The 19,160-nt window shown below is 38.1% G+C and carries 21 protein-coding genes, 11 tRNA genes and 1 rRNA gene; 2 read left to right on the plus strand and 31 right to left on the minus strand.

Annotated features, from left to right (window positions below; translation table 11 throughout):
* From AC1UFB_RS08175 to AC1UFB_RS08235, 13 genes are all read right to left on the minus strand, one after another.
* Window positions 1-140: ribosomal RNA gene (locus tag AC1UFB_RS08175) — 16S ribosomal RNA — on the minus strand; the annotation flags it as partial.
* Window positions 141-223: 83 nt separating this feature from the next.
* Window positions 224-297, minus strand: a tRNA-Gly gene (locus tag AC1UFB_RS08180).
* A gap of 3 nt (window positions 298-300) precedes the next feature.
* A tRNA-Arg gene (locus AC1UFB_RS08185) sits at window positions 301-377 on the minus strand.
* A gap of 79 nt (window positions 378-456) precedes the next feature.
* Window positions 457-543 (minus strand) — tRNA-Leu (locus AC1UFB_RS08190).
* Between the two features lie 26 nt (window positions 544-569).
* Window positions 570-652 (minus strand) — tRNA-Leu (locus tag AC1UFB_RS08195).
* Window positions 653-668: 16 nt separating this feature from the next.
* Window positions 669-744 (minus strand) — tRNA-Lys (locus tag AC1UFB_RS08200).
* Between the two features lie 4 nt (window positions 745-748).
* A tRNA-Gln gene (locus AC1UFB_RS08205) sits at window positions 749-823 on the minus strand.
* Between the two features lie 12 nt (window positions 824-835).
* Window positions 836-911: transfer RNA gene (locus tag AC1UFB_RS08210), tRNA-Asp, on the minus strand.
* 29 nt (window positions 912-940) lie between these two features.
* Window positions 941-1,013, minus strand: a tRNA-Val gene (locus tag AC1UFB_RS08215).
* A 36-nt stretch (window positions 1,014-1,049) separates the two neighbouring features.
* A tRNA-Glu gene (locus AC1UFB_RS08220) sits at window positions 1,050-1,121 on the minus strand.
* A gap of 9 nt (window positions 1,122-1,130) precedes the next feature.
* A tRNA-Ser gene (locus AC1UFB_RS08225) sits at window positions 1,131-1,221 on the minus strand.
* Window positions 1,222-1,228: 7 nt separating this feature from the next.
* Window positions 1,229-1,303: transfer RNA gene (locus AC1UFB_RS08230), tRNA-Asn, on the minus strand.
* 127 nt (window positions 1,304-1,430) lie between these two features.
* Complete coding sequence (locus AC1UFB_RS08235) at window positions 1,431-1,889, minus strand: SprT family protein (RefSeq protein ID WP_025910616.1); 459 nt, start codon at window positions 1,887-1,889, stop codon at window positions 1,431-1,433.
* Between the two features lie 97 nt (window positions 1,890-1,986).
* Here AC1UFB_RS08235 and cmpA point away from each other — a divergent pair, with 97 nt between their 5' ends.
* Window positions 1,987-2,106 carry a cortex morphogenetic protein CmpA gene (gene cmpA, locus AC1UFB_RS08240; RefSeq protein ID WP_100346445.1) on the plus strand — a complete coding sequence of 40 codons (120 nt, stop codon included), beginning with the start codon at window positions 1,987-1,989 and terminating at the stop codon, window positions 2,104-2,106.
* A gap of 74 nt (window positions 2,107-2,180) precedes the next feature.
* On the opposite strand, the gene AC1UFB_RS08245 is transcribed toward cmpA, so the two are convergent.
* From AC1UFB_RS08245 to acpS, 14 genes are all read right to left on the minus strand, one after another.
* Complete coding sequence (locus AC1UFB_RS08245) at window positions 2,181-4,316, minus strand: Tex family protein (RefSeq protein WP_100348125.1); 2,136 nt, start codon at window positions 4,314-4,316, stop codon at window positions 2,181-2,183.
* Between the two features lie 118 nt (window positions 4,317-4,434).
* Window positions 4,435-5,046 carry a PP2C family serine/threonine-protein phosphatase gene (locus AC1UFB_RS08250; protein ID WP_326046451.1) on the minus strand — a complete coding sequence of 204 codons (612 nt, stop codon included), beginning with the start codon at window positions 5,044-5,046 and terminating at the stop codon, window positions 4,435-4,437.
* Window positions 5,043-5,837, minus strand: coding sequence for an RNA polymerase sigma factor SigB (gene sigB / locus AC1UFB_RS08255; protein ID WP_025910613.1), 795 nt, complete (start codon window positions 5,835-5,837; stop codon window positions 5,043-5,045). The genes AC1UFB_RS08250 and sigB overlap by 4 nt, the downstream gene beginning before the upstream one ends.
* The gene (gene rsbW / locus AC1UFB_RS08260; RefSeq protein WP_061785866.1) at window positions 5,803-6,288 is read right to left on the minus strand and encodes an anti-sigma B factor RsbW; all 486 of its coding nucleotides are present in this window, start codon (window positions 6,286-6,288) and stop codon (window positions 5,803-5,805) included. The genes sigB and rsbW overlap by 35 nt, the downstream gene beginning before the upstream one ends.
* A complete protein-coding gene (locus tag AC1UFB_RS08265) occupies window positions 6,285-6,617 on the minus strand; it encodes an anti-sigma factor antagonist (RefSeq protein ID WP_025910611.1) in 333 nt (110 codons plus the stop codon). Before AC1UFB_RS08265 ends, rsbW begins: the two co-directional genes overlap by 4 nt.
* A gap of 62 nt (window positions 6,618-6,679) precedes the next feature.
* Window positions 6,680-7,693, minus strand: coding sequence for a PP2C family protein-serine/threonine phosphatase (locus AC1UFB_RS08270; protein ID WP_076513562.1), 1,014 nt, complete (start codon window positions 7,691-7,693; stop codon window positions 6,680-6,682).
* An 11-nt stretch (window positions 7,694-7,704) separates the two neighbouring features.
* Window positions 7,705-8,106, minus strand: a complete 402-nt coding sequence (locus AC1UFB_RS08275; protein WP_025910609.1) for an anti-sigma regulatory factor — start codon at window positions 8,104-8,106, stop codon at window positions 7,705-7,707.
* A gap of 3 nt (window positions 8,107-8,109) precedes the next feature.
* Window positions 8,110-8,472 carry an STAS domain-containing protein gene (locus tag AC1UFB_RS08280; protein WP_035321022.1) on the minus strand — a complete coding sequence of 121 codons (363 nt, stop codon included), beginning with the start codon at window positions 8,470-8,472 and terminating at the stop codon, window positions 8,110-8,112.
* Entirely contained in the window at window positions 8,469-9,305 is an 837-nt protein-coding gene (locus AC1UFB_RS08285) for an RsbT co-antagonist protein RsbRA (protein ID WP_025910607.1), read from the minus strand. The genes AC1UFB_RS08280 and AC1UFB_RS08285 overlap by 4 nt, the downstream gene beginning before the upstream one ends.
* A gap of 173 nt (window positions 9,306-9,478) precedes the next feature.
* Complete coding sequence (locus tag AC1UFB_RS08290) at window positions 9,479-9,829, minus strand: type II toxin-antitoxin system PemK/MazF family toxin (protein WP_025910606.1); 351 nt, start codon at window positions 9,827-9,829, stop codon at window positions 9,479-9,481.
* Window positions 9,830-9,833: 4 nt separating this feature from the next.
* Window positions 9,834-10,115 carry a CopG family ribbon-helix-helix protein gene (locus AC1UFB_RS08295; RefSeq protein ID WP_025910605.1) on the minus strand — a complete coding sequence of 94 codons (282 nt, stop codon included), beginning with the start codon at window positions 10,113-10,115 and terminating at the stop codon, window positions 9,834-9,836.
* 175 nt (window positions 10,116-10,290) lie between these two features.
* Window positions 10,291-11,463, minus strand: coding sequence for an alanine racemase (gene alr / locus AC1UFB_RS08300; protein WP_100346446.1), 1,173 nt, complete (start codon window positions 11,461-11,463; stop codon window positions 10,291-10,293).
* A 188-nt stretch (window positions 11,464-11,651) separates the two neighbouring features.
* Window positions 11,652-12,668, minus strand: a complete 1,017-nt coding sequence (locus tag AC1UFB_RS08305) for a LolA family protein (protein WP_025910603.1) — start codon at window positions 12,666-12,668, stop codon at window positions 11,652-11,654.
* A gap of 113 nt (window positions 12,669-12,781) precedes the next feature.
* Window positions 12,782-13,150: a holo-ACP synthase gene (gene acpS, locus AC1UFB_RS08310; protein WP_025910601.1), complete on the minus strand. Its 369-nt coding sequence runs from the start codon at window positions 13,148-13,150 to the stop codon at window positions 12,782-12,784.
* 91 nt (window positions 13,151-13,241) lie between these two features.
* Here acpS and AC1UFB_RS08315 point away from each other — a divergent pair, with 91 nt between their 5' ends.
* A complete protein-coding gene (locus AC1UFB_RS08315; RefSeq protein ID WP_224840390.1) occupies window positions 13,242-13,835 on the plus strand; it encodes a rhomboid family intramembrane serine protease in 594 nt (197 codons plus the stop codon).
* A 35-nt stretch (window positions 13,836-13,870) separates the two neighbouring features.
* Here the strand turns inward: AC1UFB_RS08315 and uvsE are convergent, their stop codons facing one another.
* The 4 genes from uvsE to AC1UFB_RS08335 form a co-directional block, all read right to left on the minus strand.
* Window positions 13,871-14,839, minus strand: a complete 969-nt coding sequence (gene uvsE, locus AC1UFB_RS08320) for a UV DNA damage repair endonuclease UvsE (RefSeq protein WP_100346447.1) — start codon at window positions 14,837-14,839, stop codon at window positions 13,871-13,873.
* 75 nt (window positions 14,840-14,914) lie between these two features.
* Window positions 14,915-16,423: a degradosome RNA helicase CshA gene (gene cshA, locus AC1UFB_RS08325; protein WP_025910595.1), complete on the minus strand. Its 1,509-nt coding sequence runs from the start codon at window positions 16,421-16,423 to the stop codon at window positions 14,915-14,917.
* Window positions 16,424-16,616: 193 nt separating this feature from the next.
* A complete protein-coding gene (locus AC1UFB_RS08330; RefSeq protein WP_025910593.1) occupies window positions 16,617-17,990 on the minus strand; it encodes a UDP-N-acetylmuramoyl-tripeptide--D-alanyl-D-alanine ligase in 1,374 nt (457 codons plus the stop codon).
* Between the two features lie 66 nt (window positions 17,991-18,056).
* Window positions 18,057-19,142 carry a D-alanine--D-alanine ligase gene (locus tag AC1UFB_RS08335; protein ID WP_328101372.1) on the minus strand — a complete coding sequence of 362 codons (1,086 nt, stop codon included), beginning with the start codon at window positions 19,140-19,142 and terminating at the stop codon, window positions 18,057-18,059.
* Between the last annotated feature and the right edge of the window lie 18 nt (window positions 19,143-19,160).

Genomic DNA, 19,160 nt, shown 5'->3' on the forward strand with positions numbered 1-19,160 from the left:
TTACAGGCAGGTTGCCCACGTGTTACTCACCCGTCCGCCGCTAACGTCATAGAAGCAAGCTTCTAATCAATTCGCTCGACTTGCATGTATTAGGCACGCCGCCAGCGTTCATCCTGAGCCAGGATCAAACTCTCCGAAGAAATGTTTGACTTGCTCATAAAAGTTTAAAAAATTAACGTTGACGTTTGTCGCTTTGTTCAGTTTTCAAAGTTCAATTTGGTAATGGAGCGGGTGATGAGAATCGAACTCACGACATCAGCTTGGAAGGCTGAGGTTTTACCATTAAACTACACCCGCATATGGCGCGCCCGAGAGGAGTCGAACCCCTAACCTTTTGATCCGTAGTCAAACGCTCTATCCAATTGAGCTACGGGCGCATTTTTTCTACCGCTTCGTTAGCGACTTAACTATCTTATCATCTCTATTTGTTAGTGTCAATACCTTTTTTTGTTTTTTTGGTGCGGCCGAGAGGACTTGAACCTCCACGGGTTATTCACCCACTAGGCCCTCAACCTAGCGCGTCTGCCATTCCGCCACGACCGCTTAATAAAAAAGGTTAAAGATAAAAGTGCGGGTGAAGGGACTTGAACCCCCACGTCATAAAGACACTAGATCCTAAGTCTAGCGCGTCTGCCAATTCCGCCACACCCGCGTGTGTGTATTTAAAGTGGTGAGCCATGAAGGACTCGAACCTTCGACCCTCTGATTAAAAGTCAGATGCTCTACCAACTGAGCTAATGGCTCTTGATGGCTGGGCTAGCTGGATTCGAACCAACGCATGACGGAGTCAAAGTCCGTTGCCTTACCGCTTGGCTATAGCCCAATCAAAAAGAAATGGCGGTCCCGACGGGAATCGAACCCGCGATCTCCTGCGTGACAGGCAGGCATGTTAACCGCTACACCACGGGACCATCCATACAGATGATATACAAACAAAATATGGAGGATGACGGGATCGAACCGCCGACCCCCTGCTTGTAAGGCAGGTGCTCTCCCAGCTGAGCTAATCCTCCGGAATTAAATCATAAATTATTCAAGCAGATATAATATGACCCGTACGGGATTCGAACCCGTGTTACCGCCGTGAAAGGGCGGTGTCTTAACCACTTGACCAACGGGCCATTATAAAATGGCGGAGAAGGAGGGATTTGAACCCTCGCGCCGCTTACACGACCTACACCCTTAGCAGGGGCGCCTCTTCAGCCTCTTGAGTACTTCCCCGTTATAATGGCTCCACAGGTAGGACTCGAACCTACGACCGATCGGTTAACAGCCGATTGCTCTACCACTGAGCTACTGTGGAATAGTGTTATCAGACTCATTAAAATTTACTATATTTTGACTTATTTGTCAATGTTTTTTCAAAAAAATATTCAAGCACTTTTGAGTGCTTTATAAATTTATCATATGCCTTTTCCATAGTCAAGGGCTTACTCTAATTTTTTTAACATTCCACCGCAATAACCACAGAGATACTTTTGGAGATGAATCTTTCTTTTCCTTGTATATTTAATCTTACAACCAGTGCATTGATAAAGATGTACTGGACTATTTTGCTTTTTTGCTATGTTTTTTGCAAGTGGCTTGCAAAACCTAGGGGCACCTACTTCTTTCATTAATTGGCGAAAGTCTCGATCTCGATGTCCATATCCTTTGCCTTCTAAATGCAAATGGTAATGACATAGCTCATGTTTAATAATGTTAATAACCTCTTCTTGACCATGTTCTTCATAGTGACCATAGTTGATTTCAATATTAGAGTTATGAACAAGGTACCTTCCACCTGTTGCTCTTAGTCGTCTATTAAAATAAGCTTTATGTAAAAAAGGTTTGTGAAAAAATTTCATTGATATTTCTTCTACTAATTGTTGTAGTTCGTTGTTCTCCATTTTATTTCCTCCTTGTTATCACCTGACTAGCATGCATTGCATACATTTAATATTACATTATTTTTTATACATTTATATAAAAGGAGCGAATGCTGTGATGCCGATGTGGTTACAAAGACAAATGCAGCGTGCTTACTTACAGAGAGATTGTGCACAGATTCGACTATTAAACCAATGCTGGTTTTTTTACCGTAAAAACCACTCTTCAATGGACTAACCCCTACAATCCAATAGAAAAATCGCCCTGACATTAATGTCAGAGCAATTTTTCTGATGGATTTAGAAAGTAGCTTATGGCGAAATCATAGTTAATGAAACTCTTCCTTTAGCAACATCTACACCTTCTACCCAAACAGTTACCACATCTCCGACAGAAACAACATCTAGCGGGTGTTTTACATACTTGGTTGTTAATTTTGAAATATGAACCAACCCGTCCTGCTTTACACCGATATCTATAAACGCACCAAAATCCACCACATTGCGTACGGTTCCTTCGAGTTGAAGACCTTTCGATAAATCCTCCAGTTGCAAAATATCTTTTTTCAAGAGCGGCTTTGGCAAATCGTCCCTAGGGTCTCTCCCTGGCTGTACTAGCGCTTGAATAATATCTTTTAAAGTAAACTCTCCAACTCCTAGCTCTTCTGAAAGATCAGAAATAGATAAGCTATTTAATGCTTCTTTTAATTCATCTGTTCCAAGATAATCATAAGTTAAATTCACCTTATCTAGCAATTCATTCACGTAACCATAGCTCTCAGGATGAATGCTCGTTTGATCTAGCGGCTCTTGGCCATCAATAATTCGCAGGAAGCCAATACATTGTTCATATGTTTTAGCACCTAATCTCGGAATCTTTTTCAGTTCCTTTCGGCTTTTCAGCTTACCATTTTCTTCTCGATAACGAATAATATTTTGAGCGACCGTCTTATTAAGACCTGACACATATTGAAGCAAAGAAGAAGAAGCCGTATTTACATTCACTCCCACCTGGTTTACTACCGTTTCCACCACGAACGTTAATGAATCATTTAGCTGCTTTTGAGAAACATCATGCTGATATTGTCCAACACCAACTGATTTTGGATCGATTTTAACAAGTTCGGCAAGCGGATCTTGTAACCTTCTCCCAATTGAGACTGCACTTCTTTCTTCTACCTGAAAGTTTGGGAACTCGTCCCTAGCGATGTCAGAAGCAGAATAAACGCTAGCGCCCGCTTCATTTACGATTAAATAAAAAATATTTCTAGATTGATGTTGCAAAATCTCCGCAATAAACTGTTCTGTCTCTCTAGAAGCTGTACCGTTTCCGATTGCTACCATTTCAATTGAAAATTTTTCAATGATTTCAGTTACTTGCTTTACACTTTCTACTTTTTTATTAACAGGAGGATGCGGGTAAATAACATCAATCTTGAGCACTTTTCCTGTTTCATCAATAACTGCCAGCTTACACCCAGTTCGATACGCAGGATCTACAGCCAGGACAACCTTTCCTTTTAGAGGCGGTTGAAGAAGTAGCTTTCTCAAATTCTCGGAAAAGATATGTATAGCCTGTGCTTCAGCTCTCTCTGTTAGCTCTTTTCGAATCTCTCGTTCGATAGCAGGAGCAATTAGCCGCTTATATGCATCTGTAATCGCTTCTTCTACTAATGAGATAACAGACGATTTCGTATTTTTAACAAATCCTTTTTGTATGTATCTAAAAATGCCTTCTGTAGATACGTTAATGGATACTTTTAATATCCCATCTTTTTCCCCTCTATTCATGGCTAACACGCGATGAGGAACAATCTTGCTTACAGATTCCTTATACTCATAATACATTTCATATACATTTTTTTCATCTTTTTCATGAGCTCTAGCTTCGGTTTCAATAACGCCATGTTTAAACGTATAGTCTCGAATCCACTGACGATAGGAAGGCTCGTCAGATATAATCTCCGCGATGATATCTTGAGCACCCTGTACGGCATCCTCCACGCTATCGACACCTTTTTCCGTAGATATGTATAGCTGTGCTTTCTCTTTAACTGCTTCTAAAGGAAATGTTAAAATCCATTGAGCAAAAGGCTCTAATCCTTTTTCTTTTGCAACAGTTGCTTTAGTTCTTCGCTTTTGTTTATAAGGTCTATATAAATCTTCCACTTGCTGTAACTTTGTTGCTTTTGCAATACTTGTAGCCAGCTCATCCGTTAGCTTTCCTTGCTCTTCAATCAAGCGGATAACTTCTTCTTTTCGGGTATTTAAGTTCGTTAAGTATGTCCACTCGTCTAAGATTGCTCGAATTTGCACTTCATCAAGAGATCCTGTTTGTTCCTTACGGTAACGAGCAATAAACGGAACTGTATTTCCCGCTTCAATTAAATTTATTACATTCTTTACTTGCTTTAAAGGAAGGTTTACTTGATCACTTACATGCTTCATTACATCAGTTGTTTGCACTTTTGCTATGGCCGTCAACTCAATCTCTCCTAGCAATGTTTTCTTTTAATTGTAACAAAACTCACATGTATTAGCACATGTGAGTTAAAGTTTTACATCATTAATTTGTTTGTAGCTCTCCCAATATGAATGTTACATCGTCTTTGTGAGAAGATAGTTTCGCTTTCAGTTGAGCGGATAATTGCTCTATGTTCATCCGAGAACTAAAAAAGGCTCTAACTTCTTTTAAATCTAATCCATCCGTATGAATTAAAAACTGAGAGTTCGGTTCATATTGAAAAGTCTGAACCTGAATTTTTTGTTTTCGACCTGATAAAAACCCTTTTACAGGTAAAGGATACGTAAGATTTCCGTCTGGGGCATATAGATAAAAACGAATATTACCTACGTTCGTGTACGAAAAATGCCCGCTGCGTTTATCAAACTTCAATAGAGCAACAGCGGCTCCTCTCGTCCCTTTAGTCACATCATTACACAGCATCATTAAATCATCAAGCTCAAGATTATGATTTTGCTTCGCAGTTTGAATGACAGCATCGGACGCTATTTTTGCATGTTCACCGCTTCCTAACCCATCCGCAATGGCACATAAGAAATAATCGCTAGTTTCTTTGATATAAAAGCCGTCACCACAACAGGTGTTTCCATCTTTAGGTGTTTGATGAGTGGCTGTTTTTATGAAAGATTGATTAGCAGATATACGATTCGTCACTTTTTATACTCCGCTTCGGTTAGGTCTGTTCGAGCCGCATTTCGAAGCTTATCAAGAGCTCTTCTCTGAAGACGCGACACATGCATTTGAGAAATACCTAATTTCTCACCAGCTTCTTTTTGACTCAGGTTCTCAATGAAGGTATAGCGAATGACTTCTCTTTCTCGCTCGCTTAAAACATGTAAAATCTTCTCCAAGACCAATCTTTGGTCGGTTTTTTCATAGCCTGCTTCTTTTTCACCAACTAAATCTAGAATAGTTACGGTACTGCCATCAGAATCCGCTTCAATGGAGTGGTCAACAGAGAGCGCTTGGTAGCTTTGCCCCATTTCCATCGTCTCTAAAACTTCTTCTTCCGTGACTCCAATATAATCAGCAATCTCTTGCACTTGAGGAGAGCGCTGTAATTGGGTTGTCAACTCTTCAACAGCTGCTTTAATTTTCGGACCTAATTCTTTAATTCGACGAGGAACATGCACGCTCCACGTTTTGTCACGTAAGAATCGTTTTATCTCACCAATGATTGTCGGAACAGCAAACGACTCAAAGCTTCTTCCAAACGAAGGATCATATCTACGAATTGCACCTAAAAGGCCTAACATACCAACTTGCACAATATCCTCATGCAAGCTTCGGCCTTTTGAATAACGACGGGCAATCGATTCAACAAGATTTTTATAGTGAATAACGAGCTCACTTTGTGCTTCTTCATCTTGGAATTTTTGAAAACGCTCAATTCGTTCCTGAACTTGTTCTTTAGTTAATTTCATAGGTTGAGACTGTGTTTTCATCACTCTCCACCTGCTCTCTTTGCAAATACTTTGTCATCATGAGGGTAACACCTTTAGAATTCATCATTTTCACTTCATCCATGAGCGTCTCAATTAAATATAAGCCTAATCCACCTTCTGGCAGCATCTCAACTTCTTTCGCTGTCTCGTAAGGCCCGATTTTCTCTTTTAATTCTTCAAAGTTAAAGCTTTCACCTTTATCAACCACCATAATTTCTAAGCGGTCAGAAAAAAGGCCAAAACCTACCTTAACTTCACCATTTTCATCTTCTTTGTAAGCATGCTGAACAGCATTCGTACACGCTTCACTTATTGCAATCTTCATGTCTTCAATATCATCATAAGAGAAGCCCATACGGTTTGCCACTCCTGACAAAGTTAGGCGAATGATTGCGACATAATCTGGCTTAGCTGGAATTTTCATCTCAACGAAATCATACGGTTGCTTCATTTCACGCCACCTTCTACCTGTGAATTCACATTTAAAATATCCGTCAATCCTGTAATATCAAATAATCTCTTTAAACGCTCAGACACACCAACAAACTTTAATGAACCGTTATGCTTTTTAATTGCTTTTAAAAGTGCAATAAAAACACCAAGGCCTGTACTGTCCATATATGAAACGTCTGTCAAATCAATTGTGATTCTAACATCGTCTTGTTCTGCTATCTCCATAAATTTCTCTTTTAAATTCGGAGCTGTATATGCATCAATTTCGCCAGCCAACGTAATACGATATTCCTGACCAGCATCTTGAACATCAATCTTTAAATTCATCGTATCTATAAACCCCCTCAGTTTTCATAAACTATACATTCTTTACCCTTCATTCTTTCTAGTTAAACTGCTTTTTTTAAAATAATAAGGGTAAAATCGTCTCGAAGCTGAAACTCTTGTAGTTTTTCTAATTCTTTAAAAACTGCCTCAACAATTTCTTGAGGTGTCAAATGCATGTATTTACGAATTAGTTTTATAATGTCCAACCTTTCCAAAAATCCTTCTTCAGTTCGACATTCTGTTACTCCATCCGTTAATAAGATAATCATATCATCTTTGTGAAGCTCTTTTTCATACTGTGAGTACTTCACATGACGATCTACACCTAGAACTAGACCTCTTGCTTCTAAATCATGAAATGTATCAGTTGAAGCTTCATAATAGAATCCTGGTTCATGACCGGCTGATGCGTAGGTAAACAAGTTGTTAGCAGGATGGTACGTACCATAAAACATTGTAATGAACATACTCGGATCCACGTTGCGCTCTACAATATTATTCAGGTTTTCAAGCACATAGCTTGGATTTTTCCGAGAATCCGGTAAGCTATCCATCGCATACTTAATCATCGACATGCACATCGCAGCCGGTATTCCTTTACCAATTACATCTGCAATCGCAATGCTAACACCACCGTTGTCTTCATCCACGAAATGAAAATAATCACCGTTCATCTGCTTGGCTGGTACGCTCACTGCGCCAATCTCTAAAGTATCCACATTATCCGGAATATTTGTTCCCAATAAATTTTGCTGAACATTTGCAGCAACTTCAATCTCTGACCGAAGCTCTCTCTGCTTACTTTTTAACGTTTGATGTTCACGTAACGCTAATCCATAGCTAATCATAACCTCTAATAAAAAATCTAATGAATGCAATACTTTCTCTGGAATATCAGAATAAATCTCTTCAATTACCTCTTTATGAATACTAACGATGTCTTCTGGCGATATTTCATTTTCTAAAGATTTGCGACTTAGCTTTTGTCCTTGGTATAAAACTTGCTCATCTTGCGTTTGAATATAATTCCCCAAAATATCCCTATATAGCTGTTTCATCTCTTTATCAAAAGACATTTATTCTCCTCCTAGCGGAGCCACTTAATTGCTTTGATTTCAGTACCGTCTCCTACATTTGATTCAATTGAAAACTCATCCATGAGACGTTTCACCCCTGGTAAACCTGCACCTAATCCTCCAGATGTAGAATATCCATCTTCCATCACTTTGCGAATGTCAGGAATACCTGGCCCTTCATCTGTAGCAATAATTAAAAGTCCTCGTGTAGTTGAACGATCCAATTTTTCAATATGAATCTGTCCTTTCCCCGCGTATAAATAAATATTACGTGCTAATTCAGAGATGGCTGTTGTAATACGCGCTTGATCTACAGTTCCAAATCCTAAATCCTTGGAAACATTTCTACCTAGCTGACGCGCCGCCACAATATCCCACTCCGTTACAATTTTTACACTGGATTGGAATTCCATCTATTATTCCCCCAGTTCCGATTGGAGTTTCTCAAGACCTTTTTCCAAGTCAAGCGCAGTAAAAACATCATTTAATCCAATACCTAGTTCCACTAAGGTAATAGCAACAGCGGGTTGAATTCCTGTTAAAACAACACGTGCCCCCATTAAACTGGACATGCTAACTACATCACCTAACACTTTAGCAATAAATGAGTCAATCATATCAATGGATGTTAAATCGATTACTACGCCTTTTGCTCCAGTTTGGTGTATTTTACTTAGTAAATCTTCTTGAAATTGAATAGCTGTGTGATCATCAAGCTCCCATTGAATCGAGACCAGTAAGTAGTCATATAATTTTAAGATCGGTATTCTCACGTTCATTCCCCCGATTCCATATCGATAATTTGACGGTTAGTCATTTCTAACGCAAATTCGATTCCTTTCTTCAACGAGTTCTTCGTAATTAGCTCATTTAAATTGATTCCCAAATTAACAATTGTTTGTGCAATTTCAGGGCGAATCCCTACTAATAAACATTTTGCTCCTACTAATCGTACAGCCTCAGCAGCTTGTATAATATGATGAGCTACCATTGTATCAACTACCGGCACTCCTGTAATATCGATTAAAACCACTTCTGAGCGATGCTTAACAACGCCTTGCAGAAGGTTTTCCATAATTTTTCTTGCACGCTCTGTATCGATTGTCCCCACGAGGGGCATAACTGTTATTTTATCAAATACCGGAATTAGCGGCGCTGATAATTCTTGTAAAGCTACTTTTTGTAGCATAACCGTATTTTCCCATGAACTTGAATATTGCTCTACTATCTTGTTATAAACAGGACTAAGCCATTTATCAAAATGATAAAAGATTTCCGAGTGTGCTTCTTTGTTCGAAGATCCTTCGTTTAGATACCCTTCCACAACAACATGTCCTAACTCACGCAAGCCTTGCGTTAGGTATCCAAGTGGCCATCCTAGCTTGACAACTTTTTCTACAATATCTTCGAGTTCATTTGAAAACTCATTTAAAGAACGAAATGCATTCGATAAAACTACATTCACAAAATTTGAACTAACGTTTACATAAACTTGTTCCGATACAACACTTTTAATTCGACCCGTTTCAATATCATTCATTGTAACAAGCCAACGTTCAAATATATCCGCTTTAGATTGTTGAATATACTCAAATAACTTCTCTTGATTCATGAGCTCCTCCTTGTAAGAAATCACATTTCTTTATGCCATTTAGCTATTTTTTACCATATTTAATAAACCCATTAAATAGATTTCTTCTTTCAATATACGTTTACTAGTTATTCTTCGTCAAATTAAAAAAGTTGCCCTTAAAGGAGCAACTTAGTATAAATGGAAGTATAATTCTAAAAGTCGATAAGTCCTACACTGATTTGCAAGGCATCATCCACTCTGTCCATCATTTCATCATCTAAATGGGTGATTTTATCAGTTAGTCGCTGTTTGTCAATTGTTCGAATTTGCTCTAGCAAAATAACTGAATCGCGCTCAAACCCATACTTTTTCGCATTAATTTCTACATGCGTAGGCAACTTTGCCTTTTGAATTTGAGCAGTAATTGCAGCAACAATGACAGTCGGACTAAACCGATTTCCAATATCATTTTGGATGACAAGTACAGGGCGAACGCCTCCTTGTTCTGAGCCAACAACAGGAGATAGGTCAGCAAAATAAACGTCGCCGCGTTTGACTACCAAGACATTAACCCCCGCTGACTAAACGATCCACTGTGTGATTTGCTTCAGACTCAGCTAAAAAAGCTTCAGAAGCAATGTTTAAATTTATCTTTGCCATCTCCATATATCCGCGACGCATAGACTCGCGAATATGGCGTTTTTTTCGCTCACGAAGGTATAATTTCGTTGCTTGGTAAATAAATTCGCTTCTGTTACCATTTTCTTGTTTCACCATAAGGTCAAGTTCCGATACTAAATTTTTCGGCAATCTTACCAGGATTTCTGTAGTTGCGCTCGCTTCAGACACAAACATACACCTCCAACATCAATACACACACCAATAGTCTCATCTTTCCTTATCATAACACTCATACGTATTAATGGAAAGTTAATTCTGTCAATTTCTACACTATTATTGTCAATCGACGCATTGTTTTATGCATAAATTTAATTTTTAAGCTGAATATTTATTAAATCCTACGTCAATTGTGTTCGTTCAACAAGTAGTTAGTAATATTCACTTGCTCTTGATTCTTCACAATCACCCTTGGTACACGAGCTGAAATCATACAAGGTACTTCGTAGTTAATAGTTTCCAAGTGCTGTGCTACTTGATCAATGGATATTTGTTCGTTGCCCTGCTTACCAATAAGCGTCACTTTTGTACCTACTGGATACTGCTCTGGAAGGCGTACCATTAGTTGATCCATACAAATACGTCCCACCACAGGAACTTTCTTTCCTTTAACAAGGATAGTAAAGTTATGAAGCTTTCGAATCCATCCGTCCGCGTAGCCAATTGGAACCGTTCCAATCCATTCTGCTTTCTCTGATTCATACGTAATACCATAGCTAATACCACTACCTGGCTCTACTTTTTTAACATGTACAAGTGTACTATGCAATGAAAAAGCTTCTTTTAAAGGGACAGAAATGATTTCCTTCATCTCTGGTGACGGGCTTAACCCATACATTGAAATCCCTAGTCTAGCAGCGGTAAACAAATTCTCAGGTTGCTGAAAAATAGCCGCACTGTTTGCACAGTGAACCAGAGGAGGATTAATTCCTAAAGACTGAATAAGCTGCACTACGCTTTGAAACCTGTGATATTGATTTTGAAAGTAAATTGAATTTAGTTCATCTGCCGTTGCAAAGTGAGTAAATACTCCTTCTACTTCCATAAAGGATTGTGATTTTAACAGTGTTGCTACTGCTTTGATCTCATCATCACTTCGTAAGCCTAGTCTTCCCATTCCAGTATCTATTTTCAAATGAATAGTTAACCTTCCATTATTAGCTTGGTCTGCAATTACTTCTTCTATCCATTGCTTACTATAAGCAGTTATCGTAACATTCCATTTAATAGCGTCTTTAACATGAAGAGGCGGCACAGCTCCTAGTACTAAAATGGGGGCTTTAACCCCTTTCTGACGAAGTGAGATTGCTTCATCCAAAAATGCAACAGCTAACATATTAGCACCTGCTTGTAGTGCTAAGTCTGCTACTTCTACATCTCCGTGCCCATATGCATTTGCTTTCACTACAGCCATGAGCTTTTGATCCGGTTTTAATAACTTTTTAACTTCTTGAACATTATACAAAATTGCATCTGCATTAATTTCTGCCCATGTTTCTCGGTAAAATGCTTTAACCATTGTGACACTTCCTTTTTCAGAACCATTATAAACATATGCTACTTTGCTAGTATAATACATCCAAAATTAAAGTTCATTAGAAGGAAATAAAAATTAAACTAAACAGATTTGAATTTTCTCACAAATGAAACCAAATCCAATTAAGAAAACAAAAAGACTCGCTATTCGCGAGCCTGTATTAAAAGTAGTTATTTGCCAAGCTGAGTTTGAACTGAATTCGCCACTTTACTCATCTCTTCAGACGTTAAGTTTTCTGAAGCAATCATAAAGTCAATTCCATCATAAGACCAAGAAAGCGTCTTATCCGTTAGTGCTCCAACTGTAAATCCTAAATCAAACGGCTCCCCAGCTGTTAAAGTAGCTGTAGAGGCTGCTGTTTCCGCTACTTTTGCTTTCTCTTGAACAAGCGTAAACGACTTTTCACCTTCATACTTTAAAACAATTCGCTCACCGTTTTCGCCTTCAACCTTTTTCTCCTCTGCTAGCTTAACGCCTTTTGGTAAAATTTCTGGATAAAGCACACCGAACTCATCAGATTTCTCTGTAGCCATTGTTGGAACATCAATTTTAGCCCCTGTCATGTTGCGTTTCGTATCAAATGCACCCTTATCAAACTTTGAATCAACTTGTACTTTTGAAAAATCCACTTCAATTAGTACCTTGTTGTCTGTATCCATAATTTTTACAGATACAGGCGTTAAATCCTTTTTATTTAGCTTAATTTCTTGTTTTGGCAACATCGTGCTATTTTGGTAATTTGTTTTTGTCTTAAATACATAATGTTTATCCGTCGATTTAAATTCTGCACTTTCATCCTGCACAATGTCTTGCACTAACGATTCATATAAATAAGCTTGGCTACTGTTTTGTGGCCAATCGCTTTGGAAACGGAAGCTTTTGTTTAAGGCTGGTGTTAAGACAAAGACACCTTCATCGTTGCGCAAAATCATTTGACTTTGGTCTTTCTTCGTATTTTTTAAGTTTACACGATAATAAGTTGGCTTACTGTGCCAAATTTCAACGTCATATACTTGCGCGTCCTTGCCTGTATTTAGCTTCATTTCTGCTTCAGCTTTATACCCTTTCATATCTTCAATCTTAGCATCTAGTGCATCCGTTACGTCTTGCTGACTTTTTTCGCCACAAGCAGCCAATAGTAATAGTAAAAAGGCGCACGCGAATAACCCAATAAACTTTTTATGCATCTCCCCAACTCCTTTTATATCATGTCATACCTACATGTCGAGAGAAACAAGATACTACCTGTCTCCCTTGTCCGCAATATGAATATATGAAGTTGGGAATATGAATATGCAGACTAGCTTGACGAGCTTTCAATAATTACCTGTGTTACAACATAATGTTGACTGTGTGAAATGGAGACATGAATGTACTTGTTATCGCTTTTATTTAGCGTATAAAGCACTGGTTTTCCACTATGTTCATTTAGAACTTCAATATCTTGAAAACTTAAATCTTTTCCTATTCCTGTTCCTAATGCTTTAGAATAGGCCTCTTTCGCTGAAAAACGACCTGCCAGAAACTCAATCTGCCTTTTCCCTTGGAGTTTATCGTAGCTCGCCTTTTCATTTTTTGTTAAAATACGAGTAACAAACGAAGATTGTCTTTTTGCAAGCTTTTCAATTCGATCTAGCTCGGTAATATCCAGTCCAATCCCTTTAATCAATTGCTCTTCACACCCTTCTATCTTTTTCCATACTGCATAAAATAAAGAAATGCACCTAAAACAAACTATACTAAGTTCCTTATGAAAGGAAGTGGTTGCGATCTTTGTTCGAACCGAAAGCTTTCGCGAATTCAGAACCTACTATCCAATTACATTTCTACTACTTTGTATTCACATACTCTTGTGGGCTTTATTTTTAATTCCTGCCCAACCTATTCAATCCTTATTTTATAACTTCGTTGGTTATAACGGTGCCATTGGCCAAGGTGAATATTGGCGCTTGGCAACATCCATGTTTCTACACAACAGCTTTGCTCATTTACTGTTTAACTCTTTTTCACTATTTTTATTTGCACCACGTTTAGAAAGAGAGCTATCACGCTATAAATTTCTTGGTTTTTATATCGCGTGTGGCTTATTAGCAAATGTACTTACTTTTATCATTCAGCCTGCTTACTATAGTCATGTGGGCGCATCAGGTGCAATCTTCGGCATTTTCGGTGCCTATATTTACTTCATTCGAAACAAAACAATTTATTTTACAAAAAGCGATCAACAAATTGTCATTGTGCTCTTAATTATAGGGTTACTATCTGGATTTTTAAATAGCGGAGTAAATAACGTTGCTCATATCGGTGGCTTTATAAGCGGCTACCTATTAACAATTTTGTTTGCCCGTAAATAACAGGAGAACCGTTCTTTAAACGAACTGTTCTCTTGTTATTTTACAATAAACGTAGATCCATTTACTACTTCGATTCTTTCATATGTTTTTAAATCATTCATCAGCTGAAAGAGCGCTGCATCTTTTTGTTTTGCTTCAATCATGCAATCAATCTGTGGTATTGTCCCAGAAATTGATTGTAAAAATTGATAAAACTCTTCTGCATTTATGTAGTCTGCATGGGCACGAAAGTCTTTTGAGCTTTTTGGACTCGAGATGTGCATTTTCAATGGAAGCTTTTCTTGTTCCCACGTAGCAACAATTCTAGACCAATATTCTGTCCAATCAGGGTTTTCATGATTAGCTTGATGGTGATGCAAATCAAATATTAAAGGAATGTTCAATTTTTCGCAGAGGTATAATGCATCCTGAACAGAGAATGTTGTATCATCATTTTCAAGCATGATCATTTCTTGAATAGAATGAGGTACTAGTCCCCAGTTATGAATAAACTGCTCAAGCGCTTTTTCTTTGTCGTTATAAGCTCCTCCTACATGTAAAACACAGCGGTTTTTAGGTAATATCCCCATTCCTTTTAACAACTTTTTATGCATTTGAAGGGTTTCAAGGGAATGCTTTAAAATATCTTTATTTGTAGAGTTTAGCACAACAAAATGATCGGGATGAAAATCAACGCGCATCGGATTCCTCTCTAGGAACTGACGAATCTCAAGAATGACCGGCTTTAAAGCGTTCATGTAGTTCCAATCACTAATCTCTGGGTGATTGGCAAGGGGAATGAGTTTTGAACTAAGCCGAAAAAATTCCACTTCACTCCAAACATTATGCTTCAATAACCTTAAACAGTTTTCTAAGTTAGAAATAGAAATACGCTCTAATTTAGAAATAGCAGCTTCTCGGTTTTGAATTCGTTGAAACTGCGCAAAAGTCATCGTCTGAGACGGAGACGCATTCTGTAATTGAACACTCATTGCTACATATCCTAAGCGCACTAAAGTTGACATAGAAAACACCTCACTTTCCGTTTAGTATTTCCTGATGGCAAAAAAAATAAGCGAGCCAATTGGCTCGCTTTTCTTTTATGCTTTTGTACGTGAATCTTTGCGGTTGTTTTGGCGATTCCCCTGACCACCGCTATTATTGCTACGGCGCTTATCTCCAAATCGCTTAGAGTTTCCACGACGGTTTTGTTGTGAATAGTTTTTAGAATTAGAGCGTGAACGACCACTGCCGTTGTTACCACCACGTCTGTTCTTATCACCTTTTCCAACAACAGGTGGTTCAGCTGTTAAGTTTACAGGCACATCGTTTGGCTCTTTTGTTGCTAACTTAAGTGCTGCTGCTACTAATGCTACAGATTCATTTTCTTCTAGTAGCTCTTCAGCTAATTGCTTATAGTAAGATAAGTTACCTGTTTTTACTGTTTCAACTAACTTATCTGCAGCAATACGCTGTTGACCTTCTAATGCTTCATCCAATGTTGGAGGTGTCATCCGATCCATTTTACGCTTAGTTGTGCGCTCAATGTTGTGTAATTGACCAGATTCTCTTGGTGTTACAAACGTCATCGCTGCACCCATTTTACCCGCACGACCTGTACGTCCAATACGGTGAACATAGCTTTCTGGATCTTGTGGAATATCAAAGTTATAAACGTGAGTTACGCCTGAAATATCTAGTCCACGAGCAGCTACATCTGTAGCAACCAACACGTCAATAGAACCTTCTTTAAATTGACGCAAAACAGATAGACGTTTTGCTTGCGTTAAATCACCATGGATTCCTTGAGCTGAATAGCCACGTACGTTTAGAGCTTCTGATAACTCGTCAACACGACGCTTTGTACGACCAAAAATAATAGCTAATTCTGGTGACTGCATATCTAAAAGACGTGTTAACACATCAAATTTACGTTTTTCTTGTACTTCAACGTAGTACTGTTGAATGTTTGGAACTGTTACTTCTTTTGCTTTTACTTTTACAACTTTAGGTTCGCTCATGAATTTTTCAGCAATGCGGCGGATTGGGTCAGGCATTGTTGCTGAGAATAATAGCGTTTGATGATTTTCAGGAACATTAGATAAGATTTTTTCAATATCTTCAATGAATCCCATATTTAACATTTCATCCGCTTCATCTAATACAACAGTGTGAACATCTTGTAAGCGAAGTGTACGACGGTTAATATGATCTAACATACGTCCTGGTGTTCCAACGATAATGTGAGGGCGTTTCTTTAGAGCGCGAATTTGACGGCTGATATCTTGACCACCGTAGATTGGTAAAACACGAACGCGTTTTGTTTGTCCAATCTTATAAAGTTCTTCAGATACCTGTACAGCAAGTTCACGTGTAGGTGCGATAATTAAACCTTGAATTGCATCAACGCTTGCATCTACTTTTTCGATAAGAGGAATACCGAATGCTGCTGTTTTACCAGTTCCTGTTTGTGCTTGTCCAATTAAATCATGACCTTGTAGCGCTAAAGGAATTGTTTCAGACTGGATTGGTGTAGCTTCCTCAAAACCCATTTTACTAACAGCGTTGTTTAGCTGTGGACTTAAACCTAACTCTTGAAATAATGCCAAATTTTTCAAACTCCTTCTATATTTAGACTATCTATATTTTACAAAAAAAAGCATTCCCCGATACCCGGAAAATGCTCTAAACGATTACTTAATGAAATCAACGTTTAGAGAATAAGCATCTCAAGACACTCAAACTACATCATAACACTATGAGTTTTTATTTGCAATAGAGCTTATTCTATTATTCGTCTTCTTATTTCGACATCACTTTAGTGATTACTTCTTCAAGCTTCATACCTCGAGATGCTTTCACCAATACAATATCATTTGAAGAACTAACAGATTGTAAGTGATCTGCTAACGTATCTTTATCGTCAAAATGAAGAACTTTTCCTTCTTGAAAATTCTCTTGTGCTCCTGAGGCAATCTCTTTACTTAGTGGACCGTATGTAAATACATATTCCACTGCAGCAGGGTCAATAAATTTTCCAATCTCTTTATGAAATTGTATTTCTTGATCACCAAGTTCGAGCATATCCCCCAAAACCAAGATTTTCTTGTTATAACCTTGAATCTCATGGATTAACTTAATCGCTGCTTTCATTGATGTTGGACTTGCATTATACGCATCATTAATAAACGTTAATCCACTCTCAGCCTTCACTAATTCCATTCGCATATTTGTCAGCTTCAAGCCAGCTAATCCTTGTGCAATTGTTTCATTACTCAGGTTAAAATAGCGACCAACAGCAATAGCAGCCATCGCGTTATGTGCATTATGCTCACCTAATACAGGAATGAAAAACTTTTGTGTTTCACGTGAAACGAAAAATGTCGTTCCATGTTCTTCTCTTGTCATATCCGTTAAAAAAAGGTCATTATTTGGTGAACTTCCAAACGTAATGGCTTTAAACTTTGGATTATTCACTCGACTTGTTAGAAGTGGTTCATCACCATTAAAGATAAATTGTCCTTGCTCAGATAAACCGCTTGTAATTTCAAATTTTGCTTCAGCAATTCCTTCTCGGCTACCTAAATCTTGCAGATGGGATTCACCAATGTTTGTAATGACAGCAACATCAGGCTCAGCCAGGTTTGAGAGAAATTCAATTTCACCGCGACTACTCATTCCCATTTCAAGGACAGCAATATCAGTATCTTCTTCCAAACGCAAGATTGTTAATGGCATACCGATATGGTTGTTAAAATTACCTGCTGTTTTCAAAACTTTATACGTTGTCGATAAAACAGCATCCACCATGTCTTTTGTTGTTGTTTTCCCGTTACTTCCTGTAATTCCTACCACTTTTACCGCTAATTCATGACGGTACGCTTTTGCTAATTGCTGTAGTGCTTCAAGCGTATCATCTACTAAAATGACAGGTACATTTTGTGGAATATCTTTTTCATCTTTGTTCCATAAGGTTGCCACAGCACCTGCTTCAATTGCTTTTTCAACAAATTCATGTCCATTGAAGCGATCACCTTTAATTGGTACATATAAATTTTCTGGTTGCAGTGTTCTTGTATCAATTGAAACACCTTTAATATGAACCTGTTCGTCACCATGAGCTAAACTGCTGTTTGGAATCATCTTCACCACATCTTTTAGCTTTCGATTAATCATAATGCTTATAACTCCTTTCGCAAAAAGCAGAAACACTATTCATTTTGAATAGTGTCAGCCTTTTTCTTACATCGTATGTTTAATTTTTTGCTTTTCATCATGACGCTGAAGCGCTAAATCCACTAATGTTTCAATTAACACCGGATATTCAACACCTGCATGCTTCCATAATAATGGGAACATACTAAACGGTGTAAACCCTGGCATTGTGTTTACCTCATTAATGATTAACTCGCCTTCTTTTGTTAAGAAGAAATCAGCACGAACAAGTCCTGAACCGTCAATTGCTTTAAATGCTTTAATTGCCAATTCTTTCATTTCTACATACGTTTCTTCGCTAATTTCAGCCGGGATAGCAAGACCTGTGCTACCATCTTCGTACTTAGCTTTATAATCATAGAAAGCAGCCTTTGGTAAGATTTCTCCAACAACTGAGCACGATGGATCATCATTACCTAATACACCGATTTCCACTTCGCGTCCAATTGCCGCTTCTTCAATAATAATTTTACGGTCAAATTGGAACGCTTCCTCAAATGCCGCTTCTAATTCTTTGCGATTATCACACTTACTAATACCAACGCTTGAACCTAAGTTAGCTGGTTTGACAAAGCATGGGTAACCTAAGTTTTCCTCAACAACTTCATATGCTGCTTCACGGTTCTCATCCCACTCTTTGCGAATAAAATATTCATATTTTACTTGCTTTAAACCTGCTTGAGAGAAAAGTTGCTTCATCACGACTTTATCCATCCCTGCTGCAGATGCTAAAACGCCGTTTCCTACATAAGGTAGGTTTAATAATTCTAACAGCCCTTGGACTGTTCCATCTTCACCGTTTGGACCGTGTAAAAGTGGGAAAATTACATCAAGCGTTCCTTCATTTTTCACGTCGGATAAAGCAAACATATTTGTATTTAAAGATACTGGTGAAATGACCGTACCACTGTTACTAATTTCAAGTTCGTTTACCGTTTCAAGTGGACCCGTCAACTTTGTACCGCGAACCCATTCGCCTGTTTCAGTAATATAAATTGGATGTACTTCGTATTTATCATGGTTAACTGCTTTTGTTACTGCTAAAGCTGTTTGTAAAGATACTTTATGTTCAGCGGATTTTCCCCCGTATAAAAGACCAAGCTTAATTTTCACAAGTGTTCCTCCTAACAC

Source organism: Priestia sp. KCTC 13724 (assembly GCF_056820425.1).

Excerpts from the sequence above, each read along its gene's own strand:
- AC1UFB_RS08235 (WP_025910616.1), bottom strand. The coding sequence starts at position 1,889 with ATGGAGAACAACGAACTACAACAATTAGTAGAAGAAATATCAATGAAA.
- cmpA (WP_100346445.1), top strand. The coding sequence starts at position 1,987 with ATGCCGATGTGGTTACAAAGACAAATGCAGCGTGCTTACTTACAGAGA.
- AC1UFB_RS08245 (WP_100348125.1), bottom strand. The coding sequence starts at position 4,316 with ATGAAGCATGTAAGTGATCAAGTAAACCTTCCTTTAAAGCAAGTAAAG.
- sigB (WP_025910613.1), bottom strand. The coding sequence starts at position 5,837 with ATGAAAACACAGTCTCAACCTATGAAATTAACTAAAGAACAAGTTCAG.
- rsbW (WP_061785866.1), bottom strand. The coding sequence starts at position 6,288 with ATGAAGCAACCGTATGATTTCGTTGAGATGAAAATTCCAGCTAAGCCA.
- AC1UFB_RS08265 (WP_025910611.1), bottom strand. The coding sequence starts at position 6,617 with ATGAATTTAAAGATTGATGTTCAAGATGCTGGTCAGGAATATCGTATT.
- AC1UFB_RS08270 (WP_076513562.1), bottom strand. The coding sequence starts at position 7,693 with ATGTCTTTTGATAAAGAGATGAAACAGCTATATAGGGATATTTTGGGG.
- AC1UFB_RS08275 (WP_025910609.1), bottom strand. The coding sequence starts at position 8,106 with ATGGAATTCCAATCCAGTGTAAAAATTGTAACGGAGTGGGATATTGTG.
- AC1UFB_RS08280 (WP_035321022.1), bottom strand. The coding sequence starts at position 8,472 with ATGAACGTGAGAATACCGATCTTAAAATTATATGACTACTTACTGGTC.
- AC1UFB_RS08285 (WP_025910607.1), bottom strand. The coding sequence starts at position 9,305 with ATGAATCAAGAGAAGTTATTTGAGTATATTCAACAATCTAAAGCGGAT.
- alr (WP_100346446.1), bottom strand. The coding sequence starts at position 11,463 with ATGGTTAAAGCATTTTACCGAGAAACATGGGCAGAAATTAATGCAGAT.
- AC1UFB_RS08305 (WP_025910603.1), bottom strand. The coding sequence starts at position 12,668 with ATGCATAAAAAGTTTATTGGGTTATTCGCGTGCGCCTTTTTACTATTA.
- uvsE (WP_100346447.1), bottom strand. The coding sequence starts at position 14,839 with ATGTCAACTTTAGTGCGCTTAGGATATGTAGCAATGAGTGTTCAATTA.
- AC1UFB_RS08330 (WP_025910593.1), bottom strand. The coding sequence starts at position 17,990 with ATGATTAATCGAAAGCTAAAAGATGTGGTGAAGATGATTCCAAACAGC.